Origin of the sequence: Saccharopolyspora sp. 6V (assembly GCF_020176785.1) — a bacterium.
Lineage (GTDB): Bacteria > Actinomycetota > Actinomycetes > Mycobacteriales > Pseudonocardiaceae > Saccharopolyspora_C > Saccharopolyspora_C gregorii.
The window spans coordinates 17,977-44,895 of sequence record NZ_JAIUKB010000014.1; the positions used below are offsets into that span (position 1 = coordinate 17,977).

The following is a 26,919-nucleotide window of genomic DNA, read 5'->3' on the forward strand; positions in this document are numbered from 1 at the left end:
GTGGACATGACCGACGCGAACTCCCCCAAGCCCGACGACCTCACCCCGGTGCTGACCAAGCGGTGGTTGTCGCCGACCTCCTGGAGCCTCCGCACCTACGAGCAGCTGGAGGGCTACACCGCGCTGCGCAAGGCGTTGCGCGCCACGCCCGACGAGCTGGTCGAACTGGTGAAGGCCGCGGGCCTGCGCGGCCGTGGCGGCGCCGGGTTCCCGGCGGGCGTGAAGTGGAGCTTCATGCCGAAGGAACCGGTGAAGCCGCACTACCTCGTGGTCAACGCCGACGAGGGCGAACCGGGCACCTGCAAGGACATCCCGCTGATGATGGCCGACCCGCACTCGCTGGTGGAGGGCGTGATCATCGCCTGCTACGCGATGCGCTCGCACTTCTCGGCGATCTACGTGCGCGGTGAGGCGCTGCACTGCATCCGCCGGTTGAACAACGCCGTGCAGGAGGCCTACGCCGCGGGCTACCTGGGCAAGGACATCCTCGGCTCCGGTTTCGACTGCGACATCGTGGTGCACGCCGGGGCCGGCGCCTACATCTGCGGCGAGGAGACGGCGCTGCTCGATTCGCTGGAGGGCAAGCGCGGGCAGCCGCGGCTGAAACCGCCGTTCCCCGCCGCCGCCGGGCTCTACGCGTGCCCGACCACGGTGAACAACGTGGAGACCATCGCCTCGGTGCCGTTCATCGTCAACGGCGGCTCCGACTGGTTCCGCAGCATGGGACGGGAGAAGTCGCCCGGCCCGAAGATCTACTCGCTGTCCGGGCACGTCGAGAACCCCGGCCAGTACGAGGCCCCGCTGGGCACCACGCTGCGGCAGCTGCTGGAGCTGGCGGGCGGCATGAAGGACGGGGTCCCGCTCAAGTTCTGGACCCCTGGCGGCTCGTCCACCCCGCTGTTCACCGCCGAGCACCTGGACGTGCCGCTGGACTTCGAGGGCGCCGCCGAAGCGGGCTCGATGCTGGGCACCACGGCGCTGATGGTGTTCAACGAGACCGTGTCCGTGCCGTGGGCGGTGATGAAGTGGACGCAGTTCTACGAGCACGAGTCCTGCGGCAAGTGCACCCCCTGCCGGGAGGGCACCTTCTGGCTCGCCCAGGTCCTGGAGCGCATGGTCGAGGGGCACGGCACCGAAGAGGACATCGACACCCTGCTCGACGTCTGCGACAACATCTTCGGCCGCTCCTTCTGCGCCCTCGGTGACGGTGCGGTCAGCCCGATCACCAGCGGCATCAAGTACTTCCGCGAGGAATTCCTCGCGCTGTGTCAGCAGAACCGGCCCGGCGCGGAGCCGGGCGAGCCCGCACTGGCAGGAGCGGCCCGATGACGGTGGCATCCGAGCGTGAGACCAAGCCGGTCCCCGAGGGGCACGTCCGGCTGACGATCGACGGCGTCGAAGTCGACGCCCCCAAGGGCGAGCTGCTGATCCGCACCGCGGAGCGGATGGGCATCGTCATCCCCCGGTTCTGCGACCACCCGCTGCTCGACCCGGCGGGCGCGTGCAGGCAGTGCCTGGTGGAAGTGGAGATGAACGGCCGGGCGATGCCCAAGCCGCAGGCCTCCTGCACGATGACCGTCGCCGACGGCATGGTGGTGAAGACGCAGCAGACCTCGCCGGTCGCCGACAAGGCGCAGCAGGGCGTGATGGAACTGCTGCTGATCAACCACCCGCTGGACTGCCCGATCTGCGACAAGGGCGGCGAGTGCCCGCTGCAGAACCAGGCGCTCAAGCACGGCCGCGCCGAATCCCGGTTCCACGACACCAAGCGGACCTTCGTCAAGCCGGTGCCGATCTCCACCCAGGTGCTGCTGGACCGGGAGCGCTGCGTGCTGTGCCAGCGCTGCACCCGGTTCTCCAAGCAGATCGCGGGCGACCCGTTCATCGAACTGCTGGAGCGCGGGGCGGTGCAGCAGATCGGCATCGCCGAGCAGCAGCCGTTCCAGTCGTACTTCTCCGGCAACACCATCCAGATCTGCCCGGTGGGCGCGCTGACCAGCGCCGCCTACCGGTTCCGCTCCCGGCCGTTCGACCTGGTGTCCACGCCGGCCGTGTGCGAGCACTGCTCGTCGGGCTGCGCGACGCGCACCGACTGGCGGCGCGGCAAGGTGATGCGGCGGCTCGCCGGGGACGACCCGGAGGTCAACGAGGAGTGGCTCTGCGACAAGGGCCGGTTCGCGTTCCGCTACGCCACCGCCGCGGACCGCTTCCTGCGGCCGATGGTGCGCGAGGGCGGTGAGCTGCGGACCGCGTCCTGGACGGAGGCGCTGCGCGTCGCCGCCGACGGGCTGCTGCGGGCGCGCGACGACCGCGGCGTCGGGGTGCTGCCCGGCGGCCGGTTGACCGAGGAGGACGCCTACGCCTACGCGAAGTTCGCGCGGATCGCGTTGCGCACCAACGACGTCGACGCTCGCGCCAGGGCGCACTCGGACGAGGAGCTCGCGTTCCTGGAGTCCGCCGTCGTCGGCACCGGGCCCGGTGCGGGCGCGGTGACCTTCGCCGACCTGGAGGCCGCGCCCGCCGTGCTGTGCGTCGCCTTCGAACCGGAGGAGGAGTCGCCGAGCGTGTTCCTGCGGCTGCGCAAGGCGGCCCGCAAGGGGAGCACGAAGGTCTTCCACCTCGGGCAGTGGAACTCGCCGGGCGTGGAGAAGACGACGCGGATCATGAGCGGTGGCGGTCCGGTGCGCACCGGCGCGCTGCTGCCGTGCCCGCCCGGCGGGGAGGCCGCCGCGCTGGCCGAGCTCCCGTCCGAAGTGGACGAAGCGCTGCGGGCCGGGGGAGCGGTGCTCGTCGTCGGCGAGCGGGCCGCGCAGATCCCCGGACTGCTCTCCGAGGTCACCCGCACCGCGGCCCGCACCGGCGCGCGGGTCGCGTGGATCCCGCGCCGCGCGGGCGAACGCGGCGCCGTCGAAGCCGGTGCGCTGCCCACGCTGCTGCCCGGCGGCCGCGCCGTCGGCGACCTCACCGCCTGCGCCGAGGTCGCCCAGACCTGGGGCGTGGACGCCGACAGCCTGCCCGGCGCGCCCGGGCGGGACACCGACGGCATCCTGCGCGCCGCCGCGCGCGGCGACCTCGCCGGACTGCTCGTCGGCGGCGTCGACCCGGACGACCTGCCCGACCCGGAACTGGCTCGGCAGGCCTTGGACCGCGCCGACTTCGTGGTGAGCCTCGAACTGCGTCCCAGCGCAGTCACCGAACGCGCCGACGTGGTGCTGCCCATCGCGCCGAGCTCGGAGAAGTCCGGCACCTACCTGAACTGGGAGGGCCGCCGCCGCGAATTCCGCATCACCATCGAAGGAACCGGCGCGCTGCCGGACTGCCGGGTGCTGGACACCCTCGCGGTCGAGATGGACGCCGACCTGTTCACCCAGAGCCCCGCCGCGGTCCGCGCCGAACTGGACCGGCTCGGCACCGGCGGGCGCGCCCGGCCACCCGCCCCGGACGAGCAGGTGCGGCCCGTCGCGCCACCCGGGCCGGGCCGCGTGCTGCTGGCCACCTGGCGGCGGCTGCTGGACGACGGCTCGCTGCAGGACGACGAACCGAACCTCGCGGGCACCCGGCGGGACACCGTGGCGATGCTGTCCCCGGCCACCGCGCGGCGGCTCGGGCTGTTGGAGCGCCAGCAGGTCGAAGTCCGCGGCGACCGCGGGTCGATCACGCTCGAAGCGCGGTTCACCGACATGCCCGACGACGTGGTGTGGCTGCCGATGGACTCCGGACCGTCGAAGGTGAACCGGCTGCTGGGCGTCGGGCACGGCGCGCCCGTCGCGCTCGCCCCCGCCGGGCCGCTCGCGAACGGGCACGGCGGCAACGGGCACGGGACCAACGGGCACGGTGCGAACGGCCACGGCGGCACCGGGCTCGGCTTCGGCGGCCCGGAGAGGAGCCGGTCATGACGCGCACCGCCGAACTGCTCGCCGACGACCCGATCTGGCTGATCCTGATCAAGGTCGTGGCGATCTTCGCCTTCCTGGTGCTGATGACGCTGCTGACGATCTGGGCCGAGCGCCGCGTCATCGGCCGCATGCAGCACCGTCCCGGACCGAACCGCGCCGGACCGTTCGGCATCCTGCAATCCCTGGCCGACGGGCTGAAGCTCGCGTTCAAGGAGGACATCCGGCCGGTGCTGGCCGACAAGTGGGTGTACTTCCTCGCCCCGGTGATCTCCGCGACGCCCGCGCTGGTGTCGTTCTCGGTGATCCCGATCGGCCCGGAGGTCACGATCTTCGGCGAGCGCACCGCGCTGCAGCTGGTGGAACTGCCGGTGGGGCTGCTCGTGGTGCTGGCCAGCGCCTCCATCGGCGTCTACGGCATCGTGCTCGCCGGCTGGTCCTCCGGATCGCCGTACCCGCTGCTGGGCTCGCTGCGCTCCGCCGCGCAGGTCATCTCCTACGAGATCGCGATGGGCCTCTCGTTCGTCGCCGTGATCATGTACGCGGGCACGCTGTCCACCGCGGGCATCGTCGAAGCGCAGACCAGCGGCTGGTTCGCACTCGTGCTGCCGTTCAGCTTCCTGGTCTACGTGGTGGCGATGGTCGGCGAGACCAACCGCGCCCCGTTCGACCTGCCGGAAGCCGAATCCGAACTGGTCGGCGGCTTCCACACCGAGTACTCCTCGCTGAAGTTCGCGCTGTTCTTCCTCGCCGAGTACATCAACATGGTCACCGTCTCCGCCCTCGCCACCACGCTGTTCCTCGGCGGCTGGCACGCGCCGTGGCCGCTGAGCCTGATCGGCGGCGGGGTGCTCAACACCGGCTGGTGGCCGGTGCTGTGGTTCCTCGGGAAGACGCTGGCGTTCCTGTTCGTGTTCGTGTGGCTGCGCGCCACGCTGCCGCGGCTGCGCTACGACCAGTTCATGAACCTCGGCTGGAAGGTCCTCGTCCCGCTGAGCCTGGTGTGGATCGTGGTGGTCACCGTGATCCGCGCGGTCCGCAACGAGCAGGGCGTCGACTCGACGACGTTCCTGGTCGTCGGCGGCGTGGTGCTGGTGGTGCTCATCGCCGCGGCCTTCCTCGTCCCGGACCGCAAGCGGCCCGAACCGGAAGAACCGGAAGCGCCCATGGCGGGCAGCGGGTTCCCCGTCCCGCCGCTGGACCTGCAAGTGCCCCCGACCCCACCGCGGCGCACCCCGGTGCCGCCGTCCGGGGCCGACGACGCCTCGAAGGAGGGAGCGGGCCGTGTTTGATCCGCTGAAAGGTTTCGGCGTCACCTTCTCGACGATGTTCAAGAAGGTCGTCACCGAGGAGTACCCCGAAGTCAAGAAGGTCACCGCACCCCGGTTCCACGGTCGCCACCAGCTCAACCGGCACCCGGACGGGCTGGAGAAGTGCGTGGGCTGCGAGCTGTGCGCCTGGGCCTGCCCCGCGGATGCGATCTTCGTCGAGGGCGGGGACAACACCGAGGACGAGCGCTACTCGCCGGGGGAGCGCTACGGGGCCGACTACCAGATCAACTACCTGCGCTGCATCGGCTGCGGCCTGTGCATCGAGGCGTGCCCGACCCGCTCGCTGACCATGACGAACGAGTACGAGACCGCCGACGACGACCGGCAGCACCTCATCTACACCAAGGAGGACCTGCTGGCCCCGCTGCTGCCCGGCATGGAGCAGCCGCCGCACCCGATGCGGCTCGGCGAGGACGAGCAGGACTACTACGTGCGCGGGCCCGAGCTCGCGCGGCGCAGCGGCGTGCCCGAAGGCGAAACCGTGGAGACCGGGCACGAGGAGGCGCGGCGGTGATGCTCACGGCAACTGCGGTGCTCGCCCAGCAGCAGGCCGCGGACGTGGTCGGCGCGGGCGAGGCCGCGGCGTTCTGGATCCTCGGGCCGCTGGCCCTGGTCGGGGCGCTGGGCATGGTGTTCTCGCGCGGCGCGGTGCACTCCGCGCTGTTCCTGGTGCTGACCATGCTGAGCCTCGGCGTGCTGTACATGGCGCAGAGCGCGCCCTTCCTCGGCTTCACCCAGATCATCGTCTACACCGGCGCGATCATGATGCTGTTCCTGTTCGTGCTGATGATGGTGGGCCGCGACTCCTCGGACTCGGTGGTGGAGGTGCTGCGCGGGCAGCGGCTGTGGGCCGCCGTCGCCGGGGTCGCGTTCGCGCTGCTGCTGGTGACCGGGCTGGCCAGGGCGCTCACCGACGTGCCGGTCGCCGCACCGCTGGACCCGTGGTCCGCGCGCGGCGGCGGTGCGGGCGGGCTCGGCGCGCTGATCTTCACCGACTACCTGTTCCCGTTCGAGCTGACCTCGGCGCTGCTGATCACCGCCGCGCTGGGCGCGATGGTGCTCGCCTACGGCGGCAAGGGACGCGCCGCGCGGATCAGCCAGCGGGAACGCGTCGAAGCGCGGCTGCGCGGCGACCGGTCCTCGCCGTTGCCCGGCCCCGGCGTGTACGCCACCGCGAACTCGGTGGCGACCCCGGCGCTGCTGCCGGACGGCTCGGTGGCGCCCGAGTCGCTGTCCGAGATCCTCGACAACCTGCCGGTCGAACGGCTCACCGCCGAACGCGACGCCATCGCGGGCAAGGACGGCGGAGCCGATCCGCACGCGCTCACCGATCGGCCCCGCGACCCCGGGGAACCGGCACCGGACCTCGACGCGCCGGAGCCCGGGACCCCGGACGACCGCGGCGAGGACGGCAGCAACGGCCGCTCCGGCTCCGGCCACGCGTCCCCCGAGGAGGTCCGGCGATGACCCCCACCTACTACCTGCTGCTGTCCGCGCTGCTGTTCAGTATCGGCGCCGTCGGCGTGCTGGTGCGGCGCAACGCCATCGTCGTGTTCATGTGCATCGAGCTGATGCTCAACGCGGTGAACCTGACGCTGGTCACCTTCGCCCGCATCGAGGGCTCGGTGCACGGGCAGGTGATGGCGTTCTTCGTGATGGTCGTCGCCGCCGCGGAAGTCGTGGTCGGCCTCGCGATCATCATGTCGATCTTCCGGACCCGCCGCTCGGCCTCGGTCGACGACGCCAACCTCCTCAAGTACTAGCGCCATGCCCGCCCCCGCGGCCGGCGCGCCGCGCACCCGAACCCCCGTTCGCACTCACAGTAGGGAGAGCCTGGCGTGACGACGACGTTCCCGGCCAGTCCCGATCTCCTCGCCGTGCAGGCCGCGCAAGGTCCCGTGCAGGGCGGCGCCTGGCTGCTCATCGCGCTGCCGCTGCTCGGCGCGGCCGTGCTGCTGATCGCGGGCCGCCGCGCCGACGGGTGGGGCCACCTGCTGGGCAGCGCCACCGTGATCGCGGCGTTCGCCTACGGGGTGGCGCTGTTCACGAGCATCGCGGGCGACGCGCAACCGGTGCGCGAGCTGCACGTGTTCTCCTGGATCCCGGTCGAGGCGCTGCAGGTCGACTTCGGGCTGCGGCTGGACCCGCTGTCGATGGTGTTCGTGCTGCTGATCACCGGGGTGGGCGCGCTGATCCACCTCTACTCGATCGGCTACATGGCGCACGACCAGGAAGGCCGCACCGGCAGGCACAACACCGAGCGGCGGCGGTTCTTCGCCTACCTGAACCTGTTCGTCGCGGCCATGCTGGTGCTGGTGCTGGGCAACAGCTTCGTGACGCTGTACCTCGGCTGGGAGGGCGTCGGCCTGGCGTCCTACCTGCTGATCGGGTTCTGGCAGCAGCGGCCCTCGGCGGCCGCGGCCGCGACCAAGGCGTTCGTGATGAACCGGGTCGGCGACGTCGGGCTCGCCCTCGCGATCTTCCTGCTGTTCGCGAAGCTCGGCACCACCCAGTACACCGAGGTCTTCGCCCGCGCCGGGGAGCTGGCCCCGGGCGTGCTGCTGGCGATCACGCTGCTGCTGCTGCTCGGGGCGTGCGGCAAGTCCGGCCAGGTCCCGCTGCAGGCGTGGCTGCCGGACGCGATGGAAGGCCCCACCCCGGTGTCCGCGCTGATCCACGCGGCGACCATGGTCACCGCGGGCGTCTACCTGATCGCCCGTGCCAACCCGCTGTACACGCTGTCCCCGGACGGCAGGCTGGTCGTCACCATCATCGGCGCGGTGACGCTGCTGGTCGGCTGCGTCATCGGCTGCGCCTACGACGACATCAAGAAGGTGCTGGCCTACTCCACGGTGAGCCAGATCGGCTACATGATCCTCGCCGTCGGGCTCGGGCCCGCCGGGTACGCGCTCGGCATCATGCACCTGCTCACCCACGGGTTCTTCAAGGCCGGGCTGTTCCTCGGCGCCGGATCGGTGATGCACGCGATGCGCGACGAGGTGAACATGCGCCGGTTCGGCGGGCTCGCCAAGCACCTGCCGATCACCTTCGCCACCTTCGCGCTCGGTTACCTGGCGCTGATCGGGTTCCCGTTCCTGTCCGGCTACTACTCGAAGGACGCGATCATCGAGGCCGCGTTCGGCCAGGACGGCTGGCGGGGCTGGGTGTTCGGCGGCGCGGCGCTGCTGGGTGCCGCGCTCACCGCGTTCTACATGACGCGGCTGGTGCTGATGACCTTCTTCGGCGAGAAGCGCTGGCAGGACCTCAAGACCGCGGACGGGCAGGACTACCACCCGCACGAATCCCCGGCGATCATGACCGGGCCGATGATCGTGCTGGCCGTCGGCTCGGTCGGGGCGGGCATGTTCCTCGCCTCCGGGGACCGGCTGGTCACCTTCCTCGCGCCGTCGCTCGGCGCGCTGGAGGAATCGCACGGCGGGGCGCTGCCGCACTCGGTGATCCCGGTGCTGACCGTGGTGCTCTCCGCGCTCGGCGCGCTCGCCGCCTGGCTGCTCGTCGGCCGGAAACCGGTGCCGGTCACCCGGCCCGAGCGGGTGTCGCCGGTGGTGCGCGCCGCGCGCGCCGACCTCGGCGGCAACGCGCTCAACGACGCCGTCGCCGTCAAACCCACCGCCGGGCTCACCCGCGGCCTGGTCGCCTTCGACCGCGCCGCCGTGGACGGAGCCGTCACCGGTCTCGCCGGTGCGCTGCAGCTCGGCTCCGGCTGGGCGCGGCGCAGGCAGAACGGGTTCGTCCGCTCCTACGCGCTGTCCATGCTCTGCGGCGGCGTGCTGCTGATCGGGGCGCTGCTGGTGGTGGGCACGCCGTGACCGACCGCACCCGAACCCAGCCGAACCTCCCGGGGGAAGAGGAGATCCGATGACCCTGCTCCTCGTGCTCGTCCTGCTGCCGCTGGCGGGCGCCGTCGCCGTCGGGCTGCTGCGCCGCAACGCGCCGGTGGCGAAGTGGACCGCGCTCGCCGTGTCGCTGGCCGAGTTCGCCGTCGCGATCGCCGCCTGGGCCGCCTACGACCCGGCCGGGCCACGGCTGCAACTGGCCAGCTCCGTCGAGTGGATCCCGGCGTTCGACATCCGGGTGTCCTTCGCCGTCGACGGCATCGCGCTCGTCATGATCGCCGTGATCGCGCTGCTGATGCCGCTGGTGCTCGGCTTCAGCTGGGGCGAGCGGCTGCCGGCGGGGCGCAGCCACGGCGGGTTCTTCTCGCTGCTGCTGGTCGAGCAGTCGCTGACGGTGGCCGTGTTCGCGGCGACCGACGTGTTCCTGTTCTACGTGCTGTTCGAGATCATGCTGATCCCGATGTACTTCCTCATCGGCGGCTACGGCGGCGAACGCGGCCGGTACGCGGCGGTGAAGTTCTTCCTGTACTCGTTCCTCGGCGGCCTGATCATGCTGGCCGCCGCGATCGGCGCCTACGCCTACGCGCTGCAGGCCACCGGCGAAGGCACCTTCGACTGGGCGCGGCTGGTGCCGATCCTGGCCGACGCGCCGATCGCCGTGCAGGTGTGGATCTTCCTGGGCTTCTTCACCGCGTTCGCGATCAAGGCACCGCTGGTGCCGCTGCACACCTGGCTGCCGGACGCCGCCGAGCAGGCCCCGATCGGCGTCGCGGTGATCGTCGTCGGCGTGCTGGACAAGGTCGGCACCTTCGGCTTCCTGCGCTACAGCCTGCCGCTCACGCCGGACGCCTCCCAGCTGCTGGCGCCGCTGGTGCTGGTGCTGGCGGTGCTCGGCGTGCTCTACGGCTCGCTGCAGGCGTTCGGGCAGACCGACCTCAAGCGGTTCATCGCCTACGTGTCCATCGCGCACTTCGGGTTCATCGCGCTCGGGATCTTCGCCTACACCTCGCAGGCCCAGGTGGGCGCGGTGTCGTACATGCTCAACCACAGCCTGGCGACCGGACTGCTGATCCTGGTCATCGGCATGATCATCGCGCGCGGCGGGTCGACCCGGATCGCCGACTACGGCGGGATGGCGAAGATCACCCCGCTGCTGGCCGGGACGTTGCTCATCGCCGGGCTCAGCACCCTGTCGCTGCCGGGCACCAACTCGTTCATCAGCGAGTTCCTGGTGTTGCTGGGCGCTTTCCCGACGCAGCCGGTGTACACGGTGCTCGCCACCATCGGCATGGTCCTCGCCGCCGTCTACGTGCTGCGGCTCTACCAGCGGATCATGCAGGGGCCGGTGCGCGGCGACGCCCTCGTCGGCACCGCGGGCGGTCCGGGCGCCGTCACCGACCCGAACCGGCCCGGCGCGCACCGGGCGCGGGTGCTGGACCTGCGCCCGCGGGAGATCGCCGTGCTGACCCCGCTGATCGTGCTGGTGCTCGCGCTCGGGGTGTATCCGAAACCGGTGCTGGACGTGATCACCCCGTCGGTCGGGGCGACCATGAGCGAGGTCGGCGTCACCGACCCCGTGACCTCGCAAGGAGGGAACTGAACAGTGGGTGCCACTCAGGTCGCGGTCCACGCGCAGCAGATTCCGATCCCGCCGATCGACTACGCCGCCATCACACCGGTGCTGGTCGTGCTCGGCGCCGCCTGCATCAGCGTGCTCGTCGAGGCGTTCGTGCCCCGCCGGTCCCGCTGGACCACCCAGGTCGCGCTGAGCCTGCTGGCCCTCGTCGCCGCCGGGATCGCCCTCGGGCTGCACGCCCGCTCCGGCGGCACCGGCGTCACCACGCTGTCCGACGCGCTGGCCGTGGACGCGCCCACGCTGTTCTTGTGGGGGACGCTGCTCGGCCTCGGCATCGCGGCGATCCTGCTCATCGCGGACCGCTCGGTGGAACCCGGTGGCGCGTTCGTCGCCGAGACCGCCGCCGAAGCCGAACAGGACCCCGGCAACCGCGGCGGGGGCACCGGGATGCGCACCGAGGTGTTCCCGCTCGCCCTGTTCTCGCTCGGCGGCATGATGGTGTTCTGCGCCGCGAACGACCTGCTCACCATGTTCATCGCGCTGGAAGTGCTGAGCCTGCCGCTGTACCTGATGTGCGGGCTCGCGAAGCGCCGCAGGCTGCTCTCGCAGGAAGCGGCGGTGAAGTACTTCCTGCTCGGCGCGTTCGCCTCCGCGTTCTTCCTGTACGGGCTGGCGCTGCTCTACGGCTACGCCGGTTCGGTGCGGCTCGCCGACATCGCCGAGGCCACCTCCACCAGCGACCGCTCCGAGACGCTGCTGTTCGCCGGGATCGGGCTGCTCGTCGTCGGTCTGCTGTTCAAGGCCTCCGTCGGCCCGTTCCACACCTGGACGCCGGACGTCTACCAGGGCGCGCCCACCGCGGTCACCGGGTTCATGGCGGCCTGCACCAAGGTCGCCGCGTTCGGCGCGATCCTGCGGGTGCTGCAGGTCGCGTTGCAGGCGTCCAGCTGGGAGTGGCGCGGCGTGATGTGGGCGGTCGCGATCGTGTCCATGGTGATCGGCGTGGTCCTCGGGCTCACCCAGAACGACATCAAGCGGATGATCGCCTACTCGTCCATCGCGCACGCGGGGTTCCTGCTCATCGGGTCGATCTCCCTCACCGAGCGCGGCCTGTCGGGCACGATGTTCTACCTGCTGGCCTACGGCTTCACCACGGTCGCCGTGTTCGGTGTGATCAGCCTCGTGCGCACCGCGGAGGGTGAGGCTACTCACCTTTCCGACTGGGCCGGGTTGGCGAAGCGTTCACCGGTGCTCGCCGCCGTGTTCACGTTCCTGCTGTTCGCCCTCGCCGGAATCCCGCTGACGAGCGGTTTCATCGGGAAGTTCGTGGTGTTCGAGGCCGCGCTGTCGGACGGGATGGCCCCGCTGGTGGTGGTGGCCCTGGTGGCCAGTGCGGTTGCGGCGTTCTTCTACCTTCGTGTCATCGTGCTGATGTACTTCAGCGAGCCGGCCGCGGACGGGCCCACCGTCAGCGTGCCGGGTGCGTTCACAACCGCGGCGATCACGTTGGGCGTGGTCGTGACGCTGTTGCTGGGCGTGCTGCCCACGGTGGCCCTGGACTGGGCCGGTGTGGGTGGTTTCGTGTCGTAGAGTGCCCGCCCGTAGGGCGACTCGGTGGGGGAGCGAAGGCGACGGTGACGTGAGCAGCCCATCTGGTGAACCGGTCAGGAACGTGGCTGGCAGTACTGCTGCGAGCGGGTTCGACATCGACGATCCGGCGCTGGCCGAGTCGATCTCCGCGGGCATGGCCCGGGTCGAAGCGCTGCTGCACGAGTCGGTGCGCAGCGAGTTCGACTTCGCGACCCGCACTTCGCTGCACCTGGTGGACGCGGGAGGAAAGCGGTTCCGGCCGCTGTTCGCGCTGCTGGCGGCGCACTTCGCGGACCCGTCGCCGGACGAGGTGATCACCTCGGCGGCGGTGGTGGAGATGGTGCACCTCGCGACGCTGTACCACGACGACGTGATGGACGAGGCCACGATGCGCCGCGGCGCGGCCAGCGCGAACGTGCGCTGGGACAACTCGGTGGCGATCCTCACCGGCGACTTCCTGATGGCGCACGCCTCCCGGATGGTCGCCGACCTCGGCGCCGACGCGGTGCGCCGGATGGCGACCACCTTCGAAGCGCTGGTCACCGGGCAGCTGCGCGAGACGATCGGCGCGGGTGAGGGCCAGGACCTGGAGGAGCACTACCTCCAGGTGATCTACGAGAAGACCGGTTCGCTGATCGCGACCTCCGGCCGGTTCGGCGCGACCGCGGCGGGTGCGACCCCGGAGCAGGTCGCGGCGCTGGAGTCGTTCGGCAAGAGCATCGGCATCGCCTTCCAGATCTCCGACGACGTGATCGACATCGCCTCGCCCGCGGCGGACTCCGGCAAGACGCCCGGGACCGACCTGCGCGAGGGCGTGCTCACGCTGCCGATGATCTACGCCAGGGACGCGGCGGACACCGATCCGCGGCTGCTGGAGCTGCTGGGCGAACCGCTGCACGCGGACGAGGACGTGGCGGAGGCGTTGAAGCTGCTGCGCGAGTCCAGCGGCTTGCGGCGGGCCCGCGCCACGCTCGACGAGTACGCGCAGGAGGCGCGGGCGGTGCTGGCGGAGCTCCCGGACTGCTCCGCGCGGACCGCGCTGGAGGCTCTGGTCCACTACGTGGTGGCACGGACCCGCTGACGGCCCGGGCGCGGCCGTCGGGGACCGCTCGGAGCTCGGCACGTCTGCGGTGTCGGACAGTGAACGCTCGGCGCGGGTGAGTCACTCCACCGGGGCTGATCTTGGTCCCGGTCGGGTGGAGTGTTGCGTCGAGGTACGGGGTGGAGCGTGCGCGGAGTAGCCTGTCCACGCTCACGGTGCCCCACGTGGCCTTTGAGGGAGGGCGTCGCCGGTGGTGTGGCTGTTTACGCAGGTGTGGTTGTGGAGTGTCGCCGCGTTCCTGCTCGGTTCTGTGATCACCTGGTTGCTGTTCGTGCTGCCGCTGCGGCGCCGGCTGCGGAAGGTGACCTCCGAGTTCACCGAGTACGTGGAGCACCAGGACGCGCGCCACGACCGGCAGATCTGGCGCAGCCACCAGCCCTCGCCCCCGCTGGGCGTGGAGCGCACCGCGGTGCAGCCGCGCTGGGAGCAGGACGCCGGGCAGCTCGCCGAGCCGGACGAGGACGACGAGCCGCGCACCGCGCGGTTGCCGGAGCCGGAGCGGCCCACGGCGCCGGCCGCGCAGACCTCGGCTGCTCGCACCCCGGCAGCTCAGCCCGCGGCTGAACCCGCGCCCACCGCCACCACCGACGCGCGCGCCGAGGTCTCGGTGCGCGGCGGTTCCCAGGTCGCCGACCTGGTGGTGGACGACGGCGCCACCTGCGCGCACGAGCCCGCCGAGCCGCCCGCCCGCACCCCCGGCGATCCGTCCCTCCCGGTCCGGAACCCGGGCGCCTGGAAGGACGACAGCCCCTACGCGGGCCGGTCCAGCGGTGGCTGGTGGCCCAGCCGCGTCCGCGAGGACGAGGACAGCGGTCCGCGGCCGGGAACGGCCCAGCGTCCCGAGCAGTCCCCACGTCCTGAGCAGGATCAGCGCCCCGAGCAGCCCCAGCGTTCCGACGCCGCGCAGTCGAGCCGCCAGCCCGCCGGAGCGCCGTGGACCATCCCGAACGACCAGGACGGCGGCGAGGACGCCGAACGCCCCACCTCCGCGGACATCGGCCAAGCGCTCGGGCGCGGCGCGAACACCGACCCGGTGGCCGACCGGCCCGCCGAATCGGCCAGCACCTGGTTCCAGCTGTACGCCGCCGCCGACGAGTCCGAGATCGCCCGCCCCGCCCGGTCGGCCGCGCCGACCGGCGACGGGACCGAGATCTTCACCCGGCCCGAGACCCCGCTGCGCCCGGGCCCGCCCGGGCTCTCCGGCGCCGCCGAGCTGTCCGCCGCGCTGGGCCTGTCGGATCTGTCGGATGCGCCGCGGCCCGCCTCGGAGGCCCCGCGCGACGCCGAACCGGCCCGCGAGCCGGAAGCCGAACCGACCTGGACCGAACCGGAACCGGCCCGTGCTGGGGACGACCACGGCTTCGCTGGGAACCTGCGCGCGCTGGTGGAGAGCCGGGCGCACGAGTTCACCGACCAGGCCGCGCCCGAGCAGGCCTCGGACGTCCCGGTGATCGCCGAGTCCGAGCAGACCCCGCTGCCGCGCCGCACTCCCGGCGCCGGCCCGCGCCCCGGCATGCAGCAGCGCCCCGGCCGGTCGCAGGCGGCCTGGCACGCCGACCCGCAGGCGCAGGCGAACCGCAGGCGCGAGTCGCTGGCCGCGCCGCAGGAGCCGTCGCAGCAGGACGGCCACATGGTCAAGGGCGATTTCGCTTCGCGCCGCTACCACGCCCCGGACTCGCCGCACTACGACCGCGTCGTCGCCGAGGTGTGGTTCCGGACGGAGGCCGACGCGGAGGAAGCGGGCTTCCAGCACTGGAACTCCGGCTCCTGACGTGACCCGAAGCCGCCTCCGCCACGTCGCGGGGGCGGCTTCGTCGTGCGCGCCTCAGGGCTGCGGCGGGCGCTCCAGCAGCCGGGACAGCACGACCGTGGACACGGTCCGGCTGATGAACTCGACGCCGCGCAGCCGTTCCAGCGCCGTCTCCAGGTGGTGGATGTCGGCGGCCCGCAGGTGCACGATCGCGTCCGCGGGCCCGGACACCGTGTAAGCGGCGACGACTTCTGGCAGCGGTTCGAGCCCGCTGCGGATGCGGTGGGTCGGCACGTTCCCGTGGCAGTGCACTTCGACGAAGGCCTCGGTCCCCCAGCCCAGCGCCTCGGGGTCCACGACGGCGGTGAAGCCGCGCAGCACGCCCTGGTCCAGCAGCTTGTCCACCCGCCGCTTCACCGCGGGCGCGGACAGACCCACCACGGCGCCGATCTCGGCGTAGCTCGCGCGGGCGTCCGTCACCAGCTGCGAAACGATTCGCTGATCCAAGGTGTCCATGCGCAACATACTGCCGGATTTCGCGCAATGGAGCGTTGTTGAAGGTCGCCGGAGGCGGGATTAGATTTCGTATCATGACGACCGCCCTGGTGGATCCGCGCGCCGAGACCCGGACCGGATCCCGCACGCCGACGCCGCGCGACTACGTGATGTGCCCGCCGGAGCACTTCGCCGTGGAGTACGTGATCAACCCGTGGATGGACCCGGACCGCCCGGTGGACGTCGAGCTCGCGCTGCGCCAGTGGGAGGAGCTGAAGCGCACCTACGAGCGGCTGGGCCACTCGGTGTCGGTGGTGCCCGCGCAGCCGGGGCTGCCGGACATGGTGTTCGCGGCGAACTCGGGCACGGTCATCGGCGGCCGGGTGCTGGGATCCCGGTTCCGCGCCGAGCAGCGCGCCGCGGAGGCCGAGCACTTCCGCCGCTGGTTCGCCGGGAACGGCTACCGCGAGATCGTGATGCCGTCGCGGATCAACGAGGCGGAGGGCGACTTCGCGTGGACCGGCGGCCTGCTGCTGGCGGGCACCGGCTTCCGCACCGACCCGGAGGCGCACGCGGAGGCGCAGGAGGCGCTGGGCGTGCCGGTGGTGTCGTTGCGCCTGGTCGACGCCCGCTTCTACCACCTGGACACGGCGCTGTTCGTGCTCTCGCAGGGTGAGCACCCGCAGATCGCCTACTACCCGGAGGCGTTCTCGGCGGGTTCGCGGCGGGTGCTGGAGCGGCTGTTCCCGGACGCGGTGGTCGCGGACGCCGCCGACGCGGAGTGCCTGGGGCTGAACGGCGTGTCCGACGGGCGGCACGTGGTGCTGCCGCTGGAGGCGACGGGCTTGGCCGCGAAGCTGCGCGACCGCGGTTACGAGCCGATCCACGTGGACGTCTCGGAGCTGCGCAAGTCCGGTGGCGGACCGAAGTGCTGCACGATGGAGCTGCACGGCTGACCGGCCGCGCGGACGGGGGCGCCGACGGTTCCCCGCAACCGCCGGCGCGGAACGATCACTGCTCCAGCACTGCCTGCACGCCGAGTTCGATCTCGATGGTCGGACCGACGACGGCGATGCCCTTGGCGAGGGTGGCCTGCCAGTTCACCGCGTAGTCCTCGCGGCGCAGCGTGGTGGTGGCGCGGCAGGCGGCCCGCCGGTCGCTCTCGAACCCGGGGCCCTGCCAGGTCCGCTGCCCGAGGTAGGCGGTGTCGAGCTGCACGTTGCTGCTGGTGCCGCGGAGCGTGAACGCGCCGTCGATGAGCCAGCGGTCGCCGCGGACCTGGTGGAACTTGGTGCTGCTGAAGTACAGCTTCGGGTAGTTCTCCACGTCGAGGAAGTCCGCGGACTTCAGGTGGGTGTCCCGCATGTTGACGCCGGTGTCGATGCTGTCCGCGTCGATGACGACGTCGATCCGGGAGTCCTCGAAGCGCCGCGCGACCTGGATCTGGCCTTCGAAGGAGTTGAACCGGCCGCGGATCTTCGACATGCCGACGTGCTGCGCGACGAAGTGGATCTCGGTGTGGGTGGGGTCGAAGGTCCAGGTGCCGGGCTGCGGCAGCGCCAGCGAGTTGTCCGACTCCAGCCGCACGCCGCCGAGCGAGGTGTGCTGGTTGACGCGGACCTCGATGCGAGCGCTCTTGCGCTTGAAGCCACCCGCGTTGATCGAGATCTTGTGCATGCCCGGTTGCACCGTTGCGAGGAACGAGCCGTAGCTGTCCGTGTCGGCCTGTGCGATCTGCTGGTTCAGCCGGTCGGTGATGGTGACCGTGGCGCCCGGCAGCAGCTTGCCCATCTCGTCGTGCACCTGGCAGCTGATGACGCCGCCATCGAGGGGGGTTTCCGGCAGGTAGCCGGCGTTCCCGGCGCCGGGCCGTGGTGCGGCGCCGGTGTTCCCGCGGCGCCTGCGCAGTTTGGCGAACATCTTGAATCCTTTCCGCTCTCCCGCCACCCCCTGTGCGGGAAAGTCGTTCTTTCGGTGGCGCGGGTCATGCTAGGCCGAAACGATCTCGGCGTCCCGGTCCCGTGCACACTGATCCAAACTGTGCAGGTCATCGTTGCACAACGGTCGAACCGGTCTGGACCTCTCGGGTGGTGCGCGGCACTCCGCGGCAGCGGAACTTCACCCGCGCGCCGCGCGTTTTCCCAGTGGATCCCGACCGGGACGGCGCAACGATTCCGCAGGTCGGGGGCGATCCCAGGAAGGTCCGGAGGCGAACGAGCGGTGAGCGGCGACAGGCACGGAGGGCACAGCGCGGTGGGTGGGCACTTCAACGGACTCAAGACCGCGCTGCTGCTGGGCGGGATGAGCGCCCTGGTCCTTCTGGTGGGCTCCTTGTTCGGCCGGCTGGGCCTGGTCGTGGCGCTGGTCGTGGCGCTCGGCATGAACGGCTACGCCTATTTCAATTCGGCAAAGCTGGCGTTGCGTTCCATGCACGCACGACCCGTCTCGGAGGCGGAGCAGCCCGCGATGTACCGCATCGTGCGGGAGCTGGCGACCTCCGCGCGGCAGCCGATGCCCGCGCTCTACATCAGCCCCACCCGGGCGCCGAACGCGTTCGCCACCGGCCGCAACCCGCGCAACGCCGCGGTCTGCTGCACGACCGGCATCCTCGAACTGCTCGACGAGCGCGAGCTGCGCGCCGTGCTCGGGCACGAGCTGTCCCACGTGTACAACCGGGACATCCTGATCTCCAGCGTGGCCGGGGCGTTGGCCAGCGTGGTCACCTTCCTGGCGAACTTCGGCATGCTGTTCGGCATGTTCGGCGGGCGCGACGAGGACCGGCCGAGCCCGGTCGCGATGCTGCTGATCGCGCTGCTGGGGCCGGTCGCGGCCGCGGTGGTGCAGATGGCGGTGAGCCGGTCCCGCGAGTACCAGGCCGATGCCTCCGGCGCGGAGCTCACCGGCGACCCGCTGGCGCTCGCCTCCGCGCTGCGCAAGCTGGCGCGCGGCACCCAGCAGGCGCCGCTCGCCCCCGAACCGCAGCTGGTCTCGCAGTCCCACCTGATGATCGCGAACCCGTTCCGGCCGGGGGAGCGGATGGCCCGCCTGTTCTCCACCCACCCGCCGATCAGCGATCGGGTGCAGCGGCTCGAAGGGATGGCCGGCCGCAGGCTGCTGCCCTGACGCGTCAGGTCCCGGCGCCCGCCGCGCGGGCGACCTCCATGACGTACTCGCCGTAGGCGGACTTCGCGAGTTTGCTGCCGAGCGCATGGCACTGGTCGGCGGAGATGAACCCCATCCGCAGCGCGATCTCCTCCAGGCAGGCGATCCGGACGCCCTGCCGGTGCTCCAGCACCTGCACGAACTGCCCGGCCTCCAGCAGCGAGTCGTGCGTGCCCGTGTCCAGCCACGCGTAGCCGCGCCCCAGCTCGGTGAGGTGGGCGCGACCCTGCCGCAGGTAGGCCATGTTGACGTCGGTGATCTCCAGCTCGCCGCGGGGTGAGGGCGCCAGGCCGCGGGCGATCTCCACCACGTCGTTGTCGTAGAAGTACAGGCCGGTGATGGCCTTGTTCGACCGCGGCCGCTCCGGCTTCTCCACGATGGAGACGAGCTTGCCGTCCGCGTCGACCTCGCCCACCCCGTAGCGGTGCGGGTCGCGGACCGGGTAGCCGAACAGCGTGCAGCCGTGCAGGTCCCGGGTGGACTGCTGCAGCACCCGCGAGAAGCCCTGGCCGTAGAAGATGTTGTCCCCCAGCACCAGCGCCACCGGGTCGCCGCCGATGAAGTCGGCGCCGATCACGAACGCCTCGGCGAGCCCGTTCGGCTGCGGTTGCTCCGCGTACTCGATGTTCAACCCGAGCTGCGAGCCGTCCCCGAGCAGGCGCTGGAACAGCGGCAGGTCCACCGGGGTGGAGATCAGCAGCACGTCCCGGATCCCGGCGAGCATCAGCACCGACAGCGGGTAGTACACCATCGGCTTGTCGTAGACGGGGAGCAGCTGCTTGGACACGCCCTGCGTCAGCGGGTGCAGCCGGGTGCCGCTGCCTCCTGCGAGCACGATTCCTCTCACCCGGCATCCCTCCAGAGCCCGTGGGTCGGTCCCCACGGTAGTCGACCGGATTCGGGGATCCGTGCGGTTTCCCGGCGGCAGTGGGCCGCCGCACTGCCGCATCGCGCTGGGCGGGCCAGGTGATGGGCCTCCTGGGCCGCCGGGCGCTGAACCTTCCTGGATCGTCTTCTCCGCGGCCCGGTCGCCCCGATGCCCGCGTCGCCCCCGTTCGGGCGACTGCGGCGATCGTGGGCGGTGCTGCGGGTGCGTTCCGACATCCCGGACCGGGTGCTGCCTCCCCGTGATGGCACCCGGCCCGGCCGCGCCGGTCCGCGTCGGGGCGTCCGACGATCAGCGGAAGTTCTCGAACTGCAGCGCCACGTCGAAGTCGGTGGCCTTCAGCAGCTGGATGACGTTCTGCAGGTCGTCCTTCTTCTTGCCGGAGATCCGCAGCTGGTCGCCCTGGATCTGCGCCTGCACGCCCTTCGGCCCCTCGTCGCGGATCTTCTTCGAGATCTTCTTCGCGACGTCCTGCTCGATGCCCTGCACCACCTTGCCGCTGACCCGGTAGATCTGCCCCGAGCTGGCGGGCTCACCCACGTCGAAGGCCTTCAGCGAGATGCCCCGCTTGATCAACTTCTCCTTGAAGACCTCGACCGCGGCCCGGCACCGCTCCTCGGTCTCGGACTCCAGCACGATCCCCTCCTGGCCGGACCACTGGATCTTCGTGCCGGTGCCGCGGAAGTCGAACCGGTTGGCGAGCTCCTTCGCCGCCTGGTTCAGCGCGTTGTCCACTTCCTGCCGGTCCACCTTGCTCACCACGTCGAACGACGGGTCTGCCACCTCGCGCACCTCCTGTTGAAACGGGCCCTGTCGCCCGGACACGCTACCGGCCCCACCCCCTCGGGAAGCGGTCGCCGCGAGTCTGTATCCTTGTTCCCGCAAGCCAGCGCGAGCCGGCTAGCGACGCCAGGTTGCCCGAGCGGCCAAAGGGAGCTGACTGTAAATCAGCCGCGCAAGCTTCGGAGGTTCGAATCCTCCACCTGGCACACCAGCCGAAACGGCCCGGTGACCTGCAAGAACAGGGTCACCGGGCCGTTTGCTGCTGTCCGGCTGTGTACGGTCCCTACCGGCTCTGTACGGCTAGTTCTGGCCAATCCCTGGCCACGGCCCGAGGGCTGCGCCGACTCGATCCCGGGCGGCTTGCTCGCCCCCGTCGAGGCACTTCGCGTACACCCGCAGGACAGCAGCGTTCGAGCCTGCACCGGATTCGCCACCGACTGCGAATCGACCTGGCGGAGACGCGCGGTAGGCCGCTTCCCCTTGACCGCTTCCAACGGGTTGTCCGTCAGAGCCGTCTTTGCCCAGACCGTGCCCGAACTTCCCGAACCACCACCGAGACAGCCGTGTTTTCCGTAGGATCATCTCCGCATTGACCTTGATCCGGTGGGCGGACCTGCACAGATCATCAAAGTTCAGCTGGGGGATGACATGACTGGAACAACGGGCAAGAGGGCCCGGATGGCGATCCTGACTTGCGCGGTGGCCGGGACGGTCGGCCTGATCGGGTCGACAGCGCAAGCCGCTGCGCCCGAAGAGGCAACGGCTCCCGCGTCACAGGCGCACGCGTACGGTGGTTGGTACGTGGCGGTCGATGACAATGTGAACGTCCGCAGTGCTCCCAGCCTCGGCGCTCCGGTGACCGGCAAGCTGAACAGGGGAGACCGGGTTGTGATGCCGCAGCAGGGCGTGCACGGCGATACCTTCGGCCCAGTCTGCGGGCATGCCGTACCCAACAATGTCTGGTGGCCGATCGAATATTTCGGCGGGATCCACTACGTGGCGGCTCCCTGCCTGACACAGGGCGAGTGAGTTCACGCGGTCACCTCTGAGTGGCGACATGAAATGGGATCGGTCTTCGCGTGGACGCATGATGGAGCACCCGGTCAATCAATGGTCACATTGACCCGCGCCACAAAGTCTCCGCACGTCAGAGCTTTACAGGCGCCACTCTGCAAATCGGCCGCGCAAGCTTCGGAGGTTCGAATCCTCCACCTGGCACACCAGCCACAACGGCCCGGTGACCTGCAAGAACAGGGTTACCGGGCCGTTCTGCGTTGTCCGGTCGCCTGACGACGACCCCGCGTCGGCTGGGTTTGGGCGTTCTCTGGCAGTCGAGCCGCTCCGAAACCGTCACGTGCGGCTTGTCCGTCGCGGCTGAGGCACTTCGCGTCCGCCCGTAGGGCGTGAAACTCCGTACCGGCTCAGGTCGTGATCCGACAGGGCTCCGTGGGGAGTGGAGTCAAGTGGAATCGTGACGTGCGGGGGTGTTCCACCTCCGAAGGGAGATGTCAGACGGGCGCCTTCCTGCCGCTCATCGCAGGATGCCGACGACGGCCCAGGTGTTGGCGACGGGTGATGCCGGGTCGGGTTCGGAGTCCGGCCGCCAGTTCGTGACGAGCGTGGCGCCCGGTTCCAGGACCTCGTATCCCCCCAGCAGCCCGGGGGCTTCCGCGATGGGGCGCGGGAAAACCGGGGTGGAGGTGCGCTGGTAGATCGCCAATCCTTCGTCCACAGTGGACCGAGCGAGGCTTTCGGCGGTGGTGTGCGAGATGGCCAGGAAGCTGCCGGGGACGCAGGCGTCGCGGTAGGTGGCGAGGATTCCCGCCGGGTCCTGGTCGTCGCGCACGAAGTGCAGCACGCTGATCGCGAGGACCGCGACCGGCTTGCTGAAGTCCAGCAGGTTCGCCACGCCGGGCGCAGACAGCACTTTCTCGGGTTCGGTCAGGTCGGCCTGGGTGACGGACACCCGTTCGTCGCCGCGCAGCAACCGGCGGCTGTGCGCCACCGCGATCGGTTCCCGGTCCACGTAGGCGATGCGGGCTTCCGGGTCGATCTGGTGGGCGATCTCGTGCACGTTGCCGACGGTGGGCACGCCGGATCCCAGGTCGAGGAACTGGTTCACGCCGGATTCCAGGCACATCCGCACGGCTCGGCCGAGGAAGGCGCGGTTCGCGCGCGCGGTGGAGGCCACGCTCGGCAGCACCGCGATCTGCTCGTCGGCCGTGGCGCGGTCCACCGCGAAGTTCGCCGAGCCGCCCAGGTAGTAGTCGTACATCCGGGCCGCGTTCGGACCGCTCGTGTCCGGGCTACCGGTGATGCCGGACAGGTCGGGCGCGGACTGCCGTTCCGGGTGCACCGGAACCTCCTCTGCTGAGACGGTGAGCAACGGGAAGTATGCGCGGTCGGCCGGTGCGAACGACAGAGCGAATCTTTGGTGGCGGACGTCGAACTGCTGCGCCGTCACCTCGGTGTCGACCGGTGGATGGTCTTCGGAGGGGCGTGGGGTTCCACGCTGGGGCTCGCGTACGCGGAACTGCACCCGGAGCGGGTCACCGAACTCGTGCTGTTCAGCGTCGGCACCACCACGCACCGCGAAGTCGAGTGGATCACGCAGGACATGCGGCGCGTGTTCCCCGAGCAGTGGGAGCGGTTCCGCGCCGGCGTCCCCGCGGCCGACCGGGACGGCAGGCTCGTCGACGCCTACAGCCGGTCGCTGCACGACCCGGACCCCACCGTGCGGGCGAGGGCCGCGCTGGACTGGTGCCGCTGGGAGGAAGCGCACGTGGCGGTGGGCCACGCCCGCCCCGATCCTCGCTACGCCGACCCGGAGTTCCGGCTCGCGTTCGCGCGGCTGGTCACGCACTACTGGCGGCACGACGCGTGGTTCGCGGACGGTGAACTGCTGCGGAACGCGGTGCGGCTCAACAGGATCCCGGGGGCGCTGGTGCACGGCCGGAGCGACGTGAGCACGCCGCCGGACACCGCGTGACACCTGGCGCAGGTGCGGACCGACGCGGAACTGCGCCTGGTCGACGACCAGGGGCACGGCGGGCGCGCTGCCGTGGCGGACGTGCTGGTCGAGGTGACGGGCCGCTTCGCCGGGCGCTGATCCGGTCAGCCGCTGCTGGACGAGTGGGCCGACGACCAGGCGTCGCGCGCGGCGCGCTGCGTCCGCGTCACCTCCGCGAACGTCCCGCCTTCCTCGTGCTCGGCGAGCGCTTCGGCGATCCCGGTGAGCACGTCCGAGGTCTCCGCCGCCGCGCGGGCGAACGACGCGTGCAGCGGCTCCGGCACCGAGCTCGTCGGGCCCTCGTCGGGCCCCGCGTCCCGGTCGATCGCGACCGCGGCGTCCCAGGACGCGCTGACCTGGGCGAACGCGTCCAGCAGGTTGCGCCAGGCGGTGATCTGCTCGGTGGTCGGTTCCGGTGCGTTCATGGGTCTCCTTCCGCCGGTCTCCGCCGGAGGGTGCCCAGCCCGGGACGCGATCACGCGTGGTGGTCGAGTTCGTCCCGCGGCACCGGACCGGCGCGCCGGGGCTCTGATTCGGAGTGGTCGTGCGCGGTGCCCCCGCGCCGCTCGCGGTCCCACCCCGGTAGTCGCGGCCCACCGTTCGAGCTGGTCGGTGGCCTGACTTCGATGCACCGCGCGACGCGCGACCTCGACCGGTACGAGCCGTACCGCATCTCGCTGGCGATGAAGGCGAACGGACTGGTGTTCGTCTCCGGTCAAGCGGGGATCGACGAGCACAGGCCGCACCGTCGCGCGGGAGACCGGGCCCGCGCCGCCCGGGAGGGGCGATCGGTCCGGACGCGATCGGTCGATGCGCTGCTCAGGACGCTCGCCGGCATCGAGGACGTCGAACTCGCCTGAGCGGCCGGGGCGCGGTCAGGTGTGGAAGACGAGTTCGTCCGCCTGCGCCAGCCCGTCCTCCAGGGCGGTGCGGTCCGCCGCGGCGAGGGTGTCGGGAAACCCGGGTCCGGCCGCCTTCACCAGCACCAGGAGCTTCTTGCCGATGCCGCGCGCCTGGGTGGTTCGGAGCAGCGGGGCGCTCAGCGCGCTCCGGGAATCGGTGATCAGCCGCCGGTAGCGGTGGTTGAGCTCGGCGTGCTCGTCGAGGACGTCCAGCGCCGCCGCGAGGCGGGACAGCTCGGGGGAGGGGACCAGCTCTTCCGACACGCACCGCAGGTTAGAGGTCGCGGTCGAGCCCGCCCTGCGCGGTGCCGACCTCGCATCACCCGAACGGAGGGCGGTCGAGGGCGTCGGAGCACCGCGCTCCCGAACGACTATGGGGATGTGAAGCGACCGCAGGTGCAACCGGACCCGGCGGCGGCGTTGCTCGAGATGTACGACGAGGCGCTGCCGCACGTGTACGGCTACCTGCTCGGTCGTTCCGGGGATCACGCGTTGAGCGAGGACTTGACCGCGGACACGTTCCTCGCGGCGGTGCAGGCCGCCCGGAAACGGTCGGGGAGTCCGCCCACGGTGGCGTGGCTGGTCGGCATCGCCCGGCACAAGCTCGCCGACCACTGGCGCGCGATCGGCCGGGAACGACGCGGGCTGGAACGGCTGGAACAGCAGGAACCACGGGACGACGAGGACCTGTGGGACGTCCGGTTGGACGTGTTGCGGGCACGGGAGGTGCTGGCGAGGTTGGGCGAGCACCATCGCGCGGCGTTGACGCTGCGCTACCTCGACGGGCTGCCCGTGCCCGAGGTCGCCGAGCACCTCGACCGGACCGTGCACGCCACCGAGGCGCTGCTGGTCCGGGCCAGAGCGGCATTCCGCCGCGAGTACGAAGCAACCAGCGACGCATCGGGCACCGGAGGAGGGCGACGGCGATGACCGACCCGTTCGACGCTCTTCGCGAGCCGATCGTGCCCGCCGAGCCGTCTCCGCAGTTCGCCGGACGACTGCGGGACCGGCTGGAGCGCGCGCTGCTCGACGACCGAGGAGTGACCATGACCGACACCGAATCCACCCGCACCGGCGCCGCCCGCGAGCAGCGGGTGGACCTGTCCGACCGGGTGGCCATGACGTTGACGCCGTACCTCGCCGTGTCGGACGCGCAGCGGGCGATCGACTGGTACGGCGCGGTGCTGGGCGCCCGGCTGCGCGCCGAGCCGTACGCGATGGCCGACGGCAGGCTCGGGCACGTGGAGCTCGACGTCGGTGGCAGCGCGCTGTTCCTGGCCGACGAGTTCCCCGAGATCGACATGCTCGCGCCGGTGCACCGCGGCGGCGCCAGCACGACCCTGCACGTCGAGGTTCCCGACGTGGACGCCGTCGTGCAGCGCGCGCGGGAGCACGGCGCGACCGTGGTGGGCGACGTCGAGGAGCACCCCTACGGCCGCTCCGGCCGGTTCGACGACCCGTTCGGCCACCGGTGGATGATCATGACCCCACCCGGGCGGGCCGAGGTGAGCTCCGAACCGGCGGCGCCGCGGCCACCGCGGCACGGGGACATCGACTACATCACCATCGCCACGCCGGACACCGCGCTCGCGAAGGAGTTCTACGGCGCCGTCCTCGGCTGGCGGTTCGGTCCCGGCAACGTCGAGGACGGCTGGCAGATCGAGGACGTGCAGCCGATGGCGGGGATGCACGGCAGCGACACCGGCGAGGTGACGCTGTGCTTCCGCACGGACGACCTGGAAGCCACGCTCGCCGAGGTGCGGGCGCACGGCGGGAACGCGGAGGAGCCCGCGGACATGCCCTACGGACGGCTCGCGACCTGCACCGACAACCAGGGGCGGACGTTCTACCTGCTGGGGGCCGCCGAGTGATCCGCAGGAACCGAACGTCCGAATCCGACTTCCCGCGGCCGGCCACCCGGACCTGAGATCTCAGACCGAGCGCGCCCGATAGCCGGGCACGCAGGTCTCTCCACCCAGGTCCGAAAAGCCGGCCCCGGGGAATCGGCCCGGAGGCGACAGGCCCGAGGGGCCGAGCCGAACCAGCGGGCCGACAGCGGGCCCCGCACCACCGCCACGAGCAGTCCGACGGGACTCGCCACCCGACCTGGCGAGGCGAGGAACCGACGACAGGAGGGGTTCAGCCGTGAGAGTGATCACCAGCCGCACGCCAGCCGCTCCACCGCGACACCCGCACGACGATCAACGTCAGGTGCGGTGGTCGCTGCCGGTACTGCTCGTACTTCGCCGCGAGCGCCGCCACCAGGTGCGGGTGCTGTTCCGCCTCGGCGAGTTCGGCGAGCCCGTCGGCCCGTGCCCACCACAGCCGCTCCCAGTCCTCGGCGTAGTGGTCCACCAGCAGGGCGACCTGCGGATTCCGCTCGATGTTGCGCAGGCGCCGCAGGGAGGTCGTCGACTTCGGCTTGTGGTCGACGGCGGTGACCAGCAGGTCGCCGTCGACCGCGAACGTGATCGGGACGAGGTGCGGCAGGCCCGCCGGGTCGGCGGTCGCCAGCCGGGCCACCCGGGACTCCCGGAACCAGTGGCGAGCCTGCTCGTGGCCGATGCGCATCGTGGAGCCCA

The 26,919-nt window shown here is 71.2% G+C and carries 26 protein-coding genes and 1 tRNA gene; 19 read left to right on the forward strand and 8 right to left on the reverse strand.

What is annotated here, in order from left to right:
* Positions 1-6 precede the first annotated feature (6 nt).
* The 11 genes from nuoF (at position 7) to LCD35_RS02650 (ending at position 15,120) form a co-directional block, all read left to right on the forward strand.
* The gene (gene nuoF, locus LCD35_RS02600) at positions 7-1,329 is read left to right on the forward strand and encodes an NADH-quinone oxidoreductase subunit NuoF (protein ID WP_224956938.1); all 1,323 of its coding nucleotides are present in this window, start codon (positions 7-9) and stop codon (positions 1,327-1,329) included.
* Positions 1,326-3,896 (forward strand): NADH-quinone oxidoreductase subunit G, encoded by a 2,571-nt coding sequence (locus LCD35_RS02605; protein ID WP_225043648.1) that lies wholly within the window; start codon positions 1,326-1,328, stop codon positions 3,894-3,896. Before nuoF ends, LCD35_RS02605 begins: the two co-directional genes overlap by 4 nt.
* Complete coding sequence (gene nuoH, locus LCD35_RS02610; protein ID WP_225043649.1) at positions 3,893-5,185, forward strand: NADH-quinone oxidoreductase subunit NuoH; 1,293 nt, start codon at positions 3,893-3,895, stop codon at positions 5,183-5,185. Before LCD35_RS02605 ends, nuoH begins: the two co-directional genes overlap by 4 nt.
* On the forward strand, positions 5,178-5,738 hold the full coding sequence (nuoI, locus tag LCD35_RS02615) for an NADH-quinone oxidoreductase subunit NuoI (protein WP_224956932.1): 561 nt from the start codon (positions 5,178-5,180) through the stop codon (positions 5,736-5,738). The genes nuoH and nuoI overlap by 8 nt, the downstream gene beginning before the upstream one ends.
* Entirely contained in the window at positions 5,738-6,691 is a 954-nt protein-coding gene (locus tag LCD35_RS02620) for an NADH-quinone oxidoreductase subunit J (RefSeq protein WP_224967088.1), read from the forward strand. The genes nuoI and LCD35_RS02620 overlap by 1 nt, the downstream gene beginning before the upstream one ends.
* Positions 6,688-6,987 carry an NADH-quinone oxidoreductase subunit NuoK gene (nuoK, locus tag LCD35_RS02625; RefSeq protein ID WP_184476123.1) on the forward strand — a complete coding sequence of 100 codons (300 nt, stop codon included), beginning with the start codon at positions 6,688-6,690 and terminating at the stop codon, positions 6,985-6,987. The genes LCD35_RS02620 and nuoK overlap by 4 nt, the downstream gene beginning before the upstream one ends.
* Positions 6,988-7,122: 135 nt before the next feature.
* Positions 7,123-9,054 (forward strand): NADH-quinone oxidoreductase subunit L, encoded by a 1,932-nt coding sequence (nuoL, locus tag LCD35_RS02630; RefSeq protein ID WP_225043694.1) that lies wholly within the window; start codon positions 7,123-7,125, stop codon positions 9,052-9,054.
* Positions 9,055-9,103: 49 nt separating this feature from the next.
* Positions 9,104-10,681: a NuoM family protein gene (locus LCD35_RS02635; protein ID WP_224956930.1), complete on the forward strand. Its 1,578-nt coding sequence runs from the start codon at positions 9,104-9,106 to the stop codon at positions 10,679-10,681.
* Between the two features lie 3 nt (positions 10,682-10,684).
* Positions 10,685-12,247: an NADH-quinone oxidoreductase subunit NuoN gene (nuoN, locus tag LCD35_RS02640; protein ID WP_224956929.1), complete on the forward strand. Its 1,563-nt coding sequence runs from the start codon at positions 10,685-10,687 to the stop codon at positions 12,245-12,247.
* Positions 12,248-12,296: 49 nt separating this feature from the next.
* On the forward strand, positions 12,297-13,328 hold the full coding sequence (locus LCD35_RS02645) for a polyprenyl synthetase family protein (RefSeq protein WP_373689989.1): 1,032 nt from the start codon (positions 12,297-12,299) through the stop codon (positions 13,326-13,328).
* Positions 13,329-13,539: 211 nt separating this feature from the next.
* Positions 13,540-15,120 (forward strand): hypothetical protein, encoded by a 1,581-nt coding sequence (locus tag LCD35_RS02650; protein WP_225043650.1) that lies wholly within the window; start codon positions 13,540-13,542, stop codon positions 15,118-15,120.
* A 54-nt stretch (positions 15,121-15,174) separates the two neighbouring features.
* On the opposite strand, the gene LCD35_RS02655 is transcribed toward LCD35_RS02650, so the two are convergent.
* Positions 15,175-15,615, reverse strand: coding sequence for an Lrp/AsnC family transcriptional regulator (locus LCD35_RS02655; protein ID WP_224956927.1), 441 nt, complete (start codon positions 15,613-15,615; stop codon positions 15,175-15,177).
* Between the two features lie 74 nt (positions 15,616-15,689).
* Here LCD35_RS02655 and ddaH point away from each other — a divergent pair, with 74 nt between their 5' ends.
* The gene (gene ddaH, locus LCD35_RS02660; RefSeq protein ID WP_224956925.1) at positions 15,690-16,550 is read left to right on the forward strand and encodes a dimethylargininase; all 861 of its coding nucleotides are present in this window, start codon (positions 15,690-15,692) and stop codon (positions 16,548-16,550) included.
* Between the two features lie 55 nt (positions 16,551-16,605).
* Here the strand turns inward: ddaH and LCD35_RS02665 are convergent, their stop codons facing one another.
* Positions 16,606-17,514: a YceI family protein gene (locus LCD35_RS02665; protein WP_224956923.1), complete on the reverse strand. Its 909-nt coding sequence runs from the start codon at positions 17,512-17,514 to the stop codon at positions 16,606-16,608.
* 333 nt (positions 17,515-17,847) lie between these two features.
* Between LCD35_RS02665 and htpX the strand changes: the two genes are divergently transcribed.
* On the forward strand, positions 17,848-18,717 hold the full coding sequence (gene htpX, locus LCD35_RS02670) for a zinc metalloprotease HtpX (protein WP_225043651.1): 870 nt from the start codon (positions 17,848-17,850) through the stop codon (positions 18,715-18,717).
* A gap of 4 nt (positions 18,718-18,721) precedes the next feature.
* Here the strand turns inward: htpX and rfbA are convergent, their stop codons facing one another.
* Together rfbA and LCD35_RS02680 are read right to left on the reverse strand one after the other, a co-directional pair.
* Positions 18,722-19,603: a glucose-1-phosphate thymidylyltransferase RfbA gene (gene rfbA / locus LCD35_RS02675; RefSeq protein ID WP_225043652.1), complete on the reverse strand. Its 882-nt coding sequence runs from the start codon at positions 19,601-19,603 to the stop codon at positions 18,722-18,724.
* 330 nt (positions 19,604-19,933) lie between these two features.
* Positions 19,934-20,425, reverse strand: a complete 492-nt coding sequence (locus tag LCD35_RS02680; protein WP_224956920.1) for a YajQ family cyclic di-GMP-binding protein — start codon at positions 20,423-20,425, stop codon at positions 19,934-19,936.
* 125 nt (positions 20,426-20,550) lie between these two features.
* On the opposite strand from LCD35_RS02680, the gene LCD35_RS02685 reads away from it, so the two are divergent.
* Positions 20,551-20,631 (forward strand) — tRNA-Tyr (locus LCD35_RS02685).
* Between the two features lie 397 nt (positions 20,632-21,028).
* On the forward strand, positions 21,029-21,454 hold the full coding sequence (locus tag LCD35_RS02690) for an SH3 domain-containing protein (protein ID WP_224956919.1): 426 nt from the start codon (positions 21,029-21,031) through the stop codon (positions 21,452-21,454).
* Positions 21,455-21,956: 502 nt separating this feature from the next.
* Here LCD35_RS02690 and LCD35_RS02695 read toward each other — a convergent pair.
* Complete coding sequence (locus LCD35_RS02695) at positions 21,957-22,781, reverse strand: SAM-dependent methyltransferase (protein ID WP_224977477.1); 825 nt, start codon at positions 22,779-22,781, stop codon at positions 21,957-21,959.
* Positions 22,782-22,859: 78 nt separating this feature from the next.
* Between LCD35_RS02695 and LCD35_RS02700 the strand changes: the two genes are divergently transcribed.
* Positions 22,860-23,414, forward strand: a complete 555-nt coding sequence (locus LCD35_RS02700; protein WP_224977476.1) for an alpha/beta fold hydrolase — start codon at positions 22,860-22,862, stop codon at positions 23,412-23,414.
* Positions 23,415-23,539: 125 nt separating this feature from the next.
* Here the strand turns inward: LCD35_RS02700 and LCD35_RS02705 are convergent, their stop codons facing one another.
* Positions 23,540-23,860: a hypothetical protein gene (locus LCD35_RS02705; RefSeq protein ID WP_224956917.1), complete on the reverse strand. Its 321-nt coding sequence runs from the start codon at positions 23,858-23,860 to the stop codon at positions 23,540-23,542.
* Between the two features lie 201 nt (positions 23,861-24,061).
* On the opposite strand from LCD35_RS02705, the gene LCD35_RS02710 reads away from it, so the two are divergent.
* Positions 24,062-24,295: a hypothetical protein gene (locus LCD35_RS02710; RefSeq protein WP_225043653.1), complete on the forward strand. Its 234-nt coding sequence runs from the start codon at positions 24,062-24,064 to the stop codon at positions 24,293-24,295.
* Between the two features lie 15 nt (positions 24,296-24,310).
* Here LCD35_RS02710 and LCD35_RS02715 read toward each other — a convergent pair whose 3' ends face one another.
* Positions 24,311-24,601 carry a hypothetical protein gene (locus tag LCD35_RS02715; RefSeq protein WP_225043654.1) on the reverse strand — a complete coding sequence of 97 codons (291 nt, stop codon included), beginning with the start codon at positions 24,599-24,601 and terminating at the stop codon, positions 24,311-24,313.
* Between the two features lie 165 nt (positions 24,602-24,766).
* Here LCD35_RS02715 and LCD35_RS02720 point away from each other — a divergent pair, with 165 nt between their 5' ends.
* Both LCD35_RS02720 and LCD35_RS02725 read left to right on the forward strand, forming a co-directional pair.
* Entirely contained in the window at positions 24,767-25,267 is a 501-nt protein-coding gene (locus tag LCD35_RS02720) for a sigma-70 family RNA polymerase sigma factor (RefSeq protein ID WP_255614190.1), read from the forward strand.
* On the forward strand, positions 25,264-26,208 hold the full coding sequence (locus LCD35_RS02725) for a VOC family protein (RefSeq protein WP_225043655.1): 945 nt from the start codon (positions 25,264-25,266) through the stop codon (positions 26,206-26,208). The genes LCD35_RS02720 and LCD35_RS02725 overlap by 4 nt, the downstream gene beginning before the upstream one ends.
* Positions 26,209-26,476: 268 nt before the next feature.
* On the opposite strand, the gene LCD35_RS02730 is transcribed toward LCD35_RS02725, so the two are convergent.
* The gene (locus tag LCD35_RS02730; protein ID WP_225043695.1) at positions 26,477-26,908 is read right to left on the reverse strand and encodes a TIGR03668 family PPOX class F420-dependent oxidoreductase; all 432 of its coding nucleotides are present in this window, start codon (positions 26,906-26,908) and stop codon (positions 26,477-26,479) included.
* Positions 26,909-26,919 lie beyond the last annotated feature (11 nt).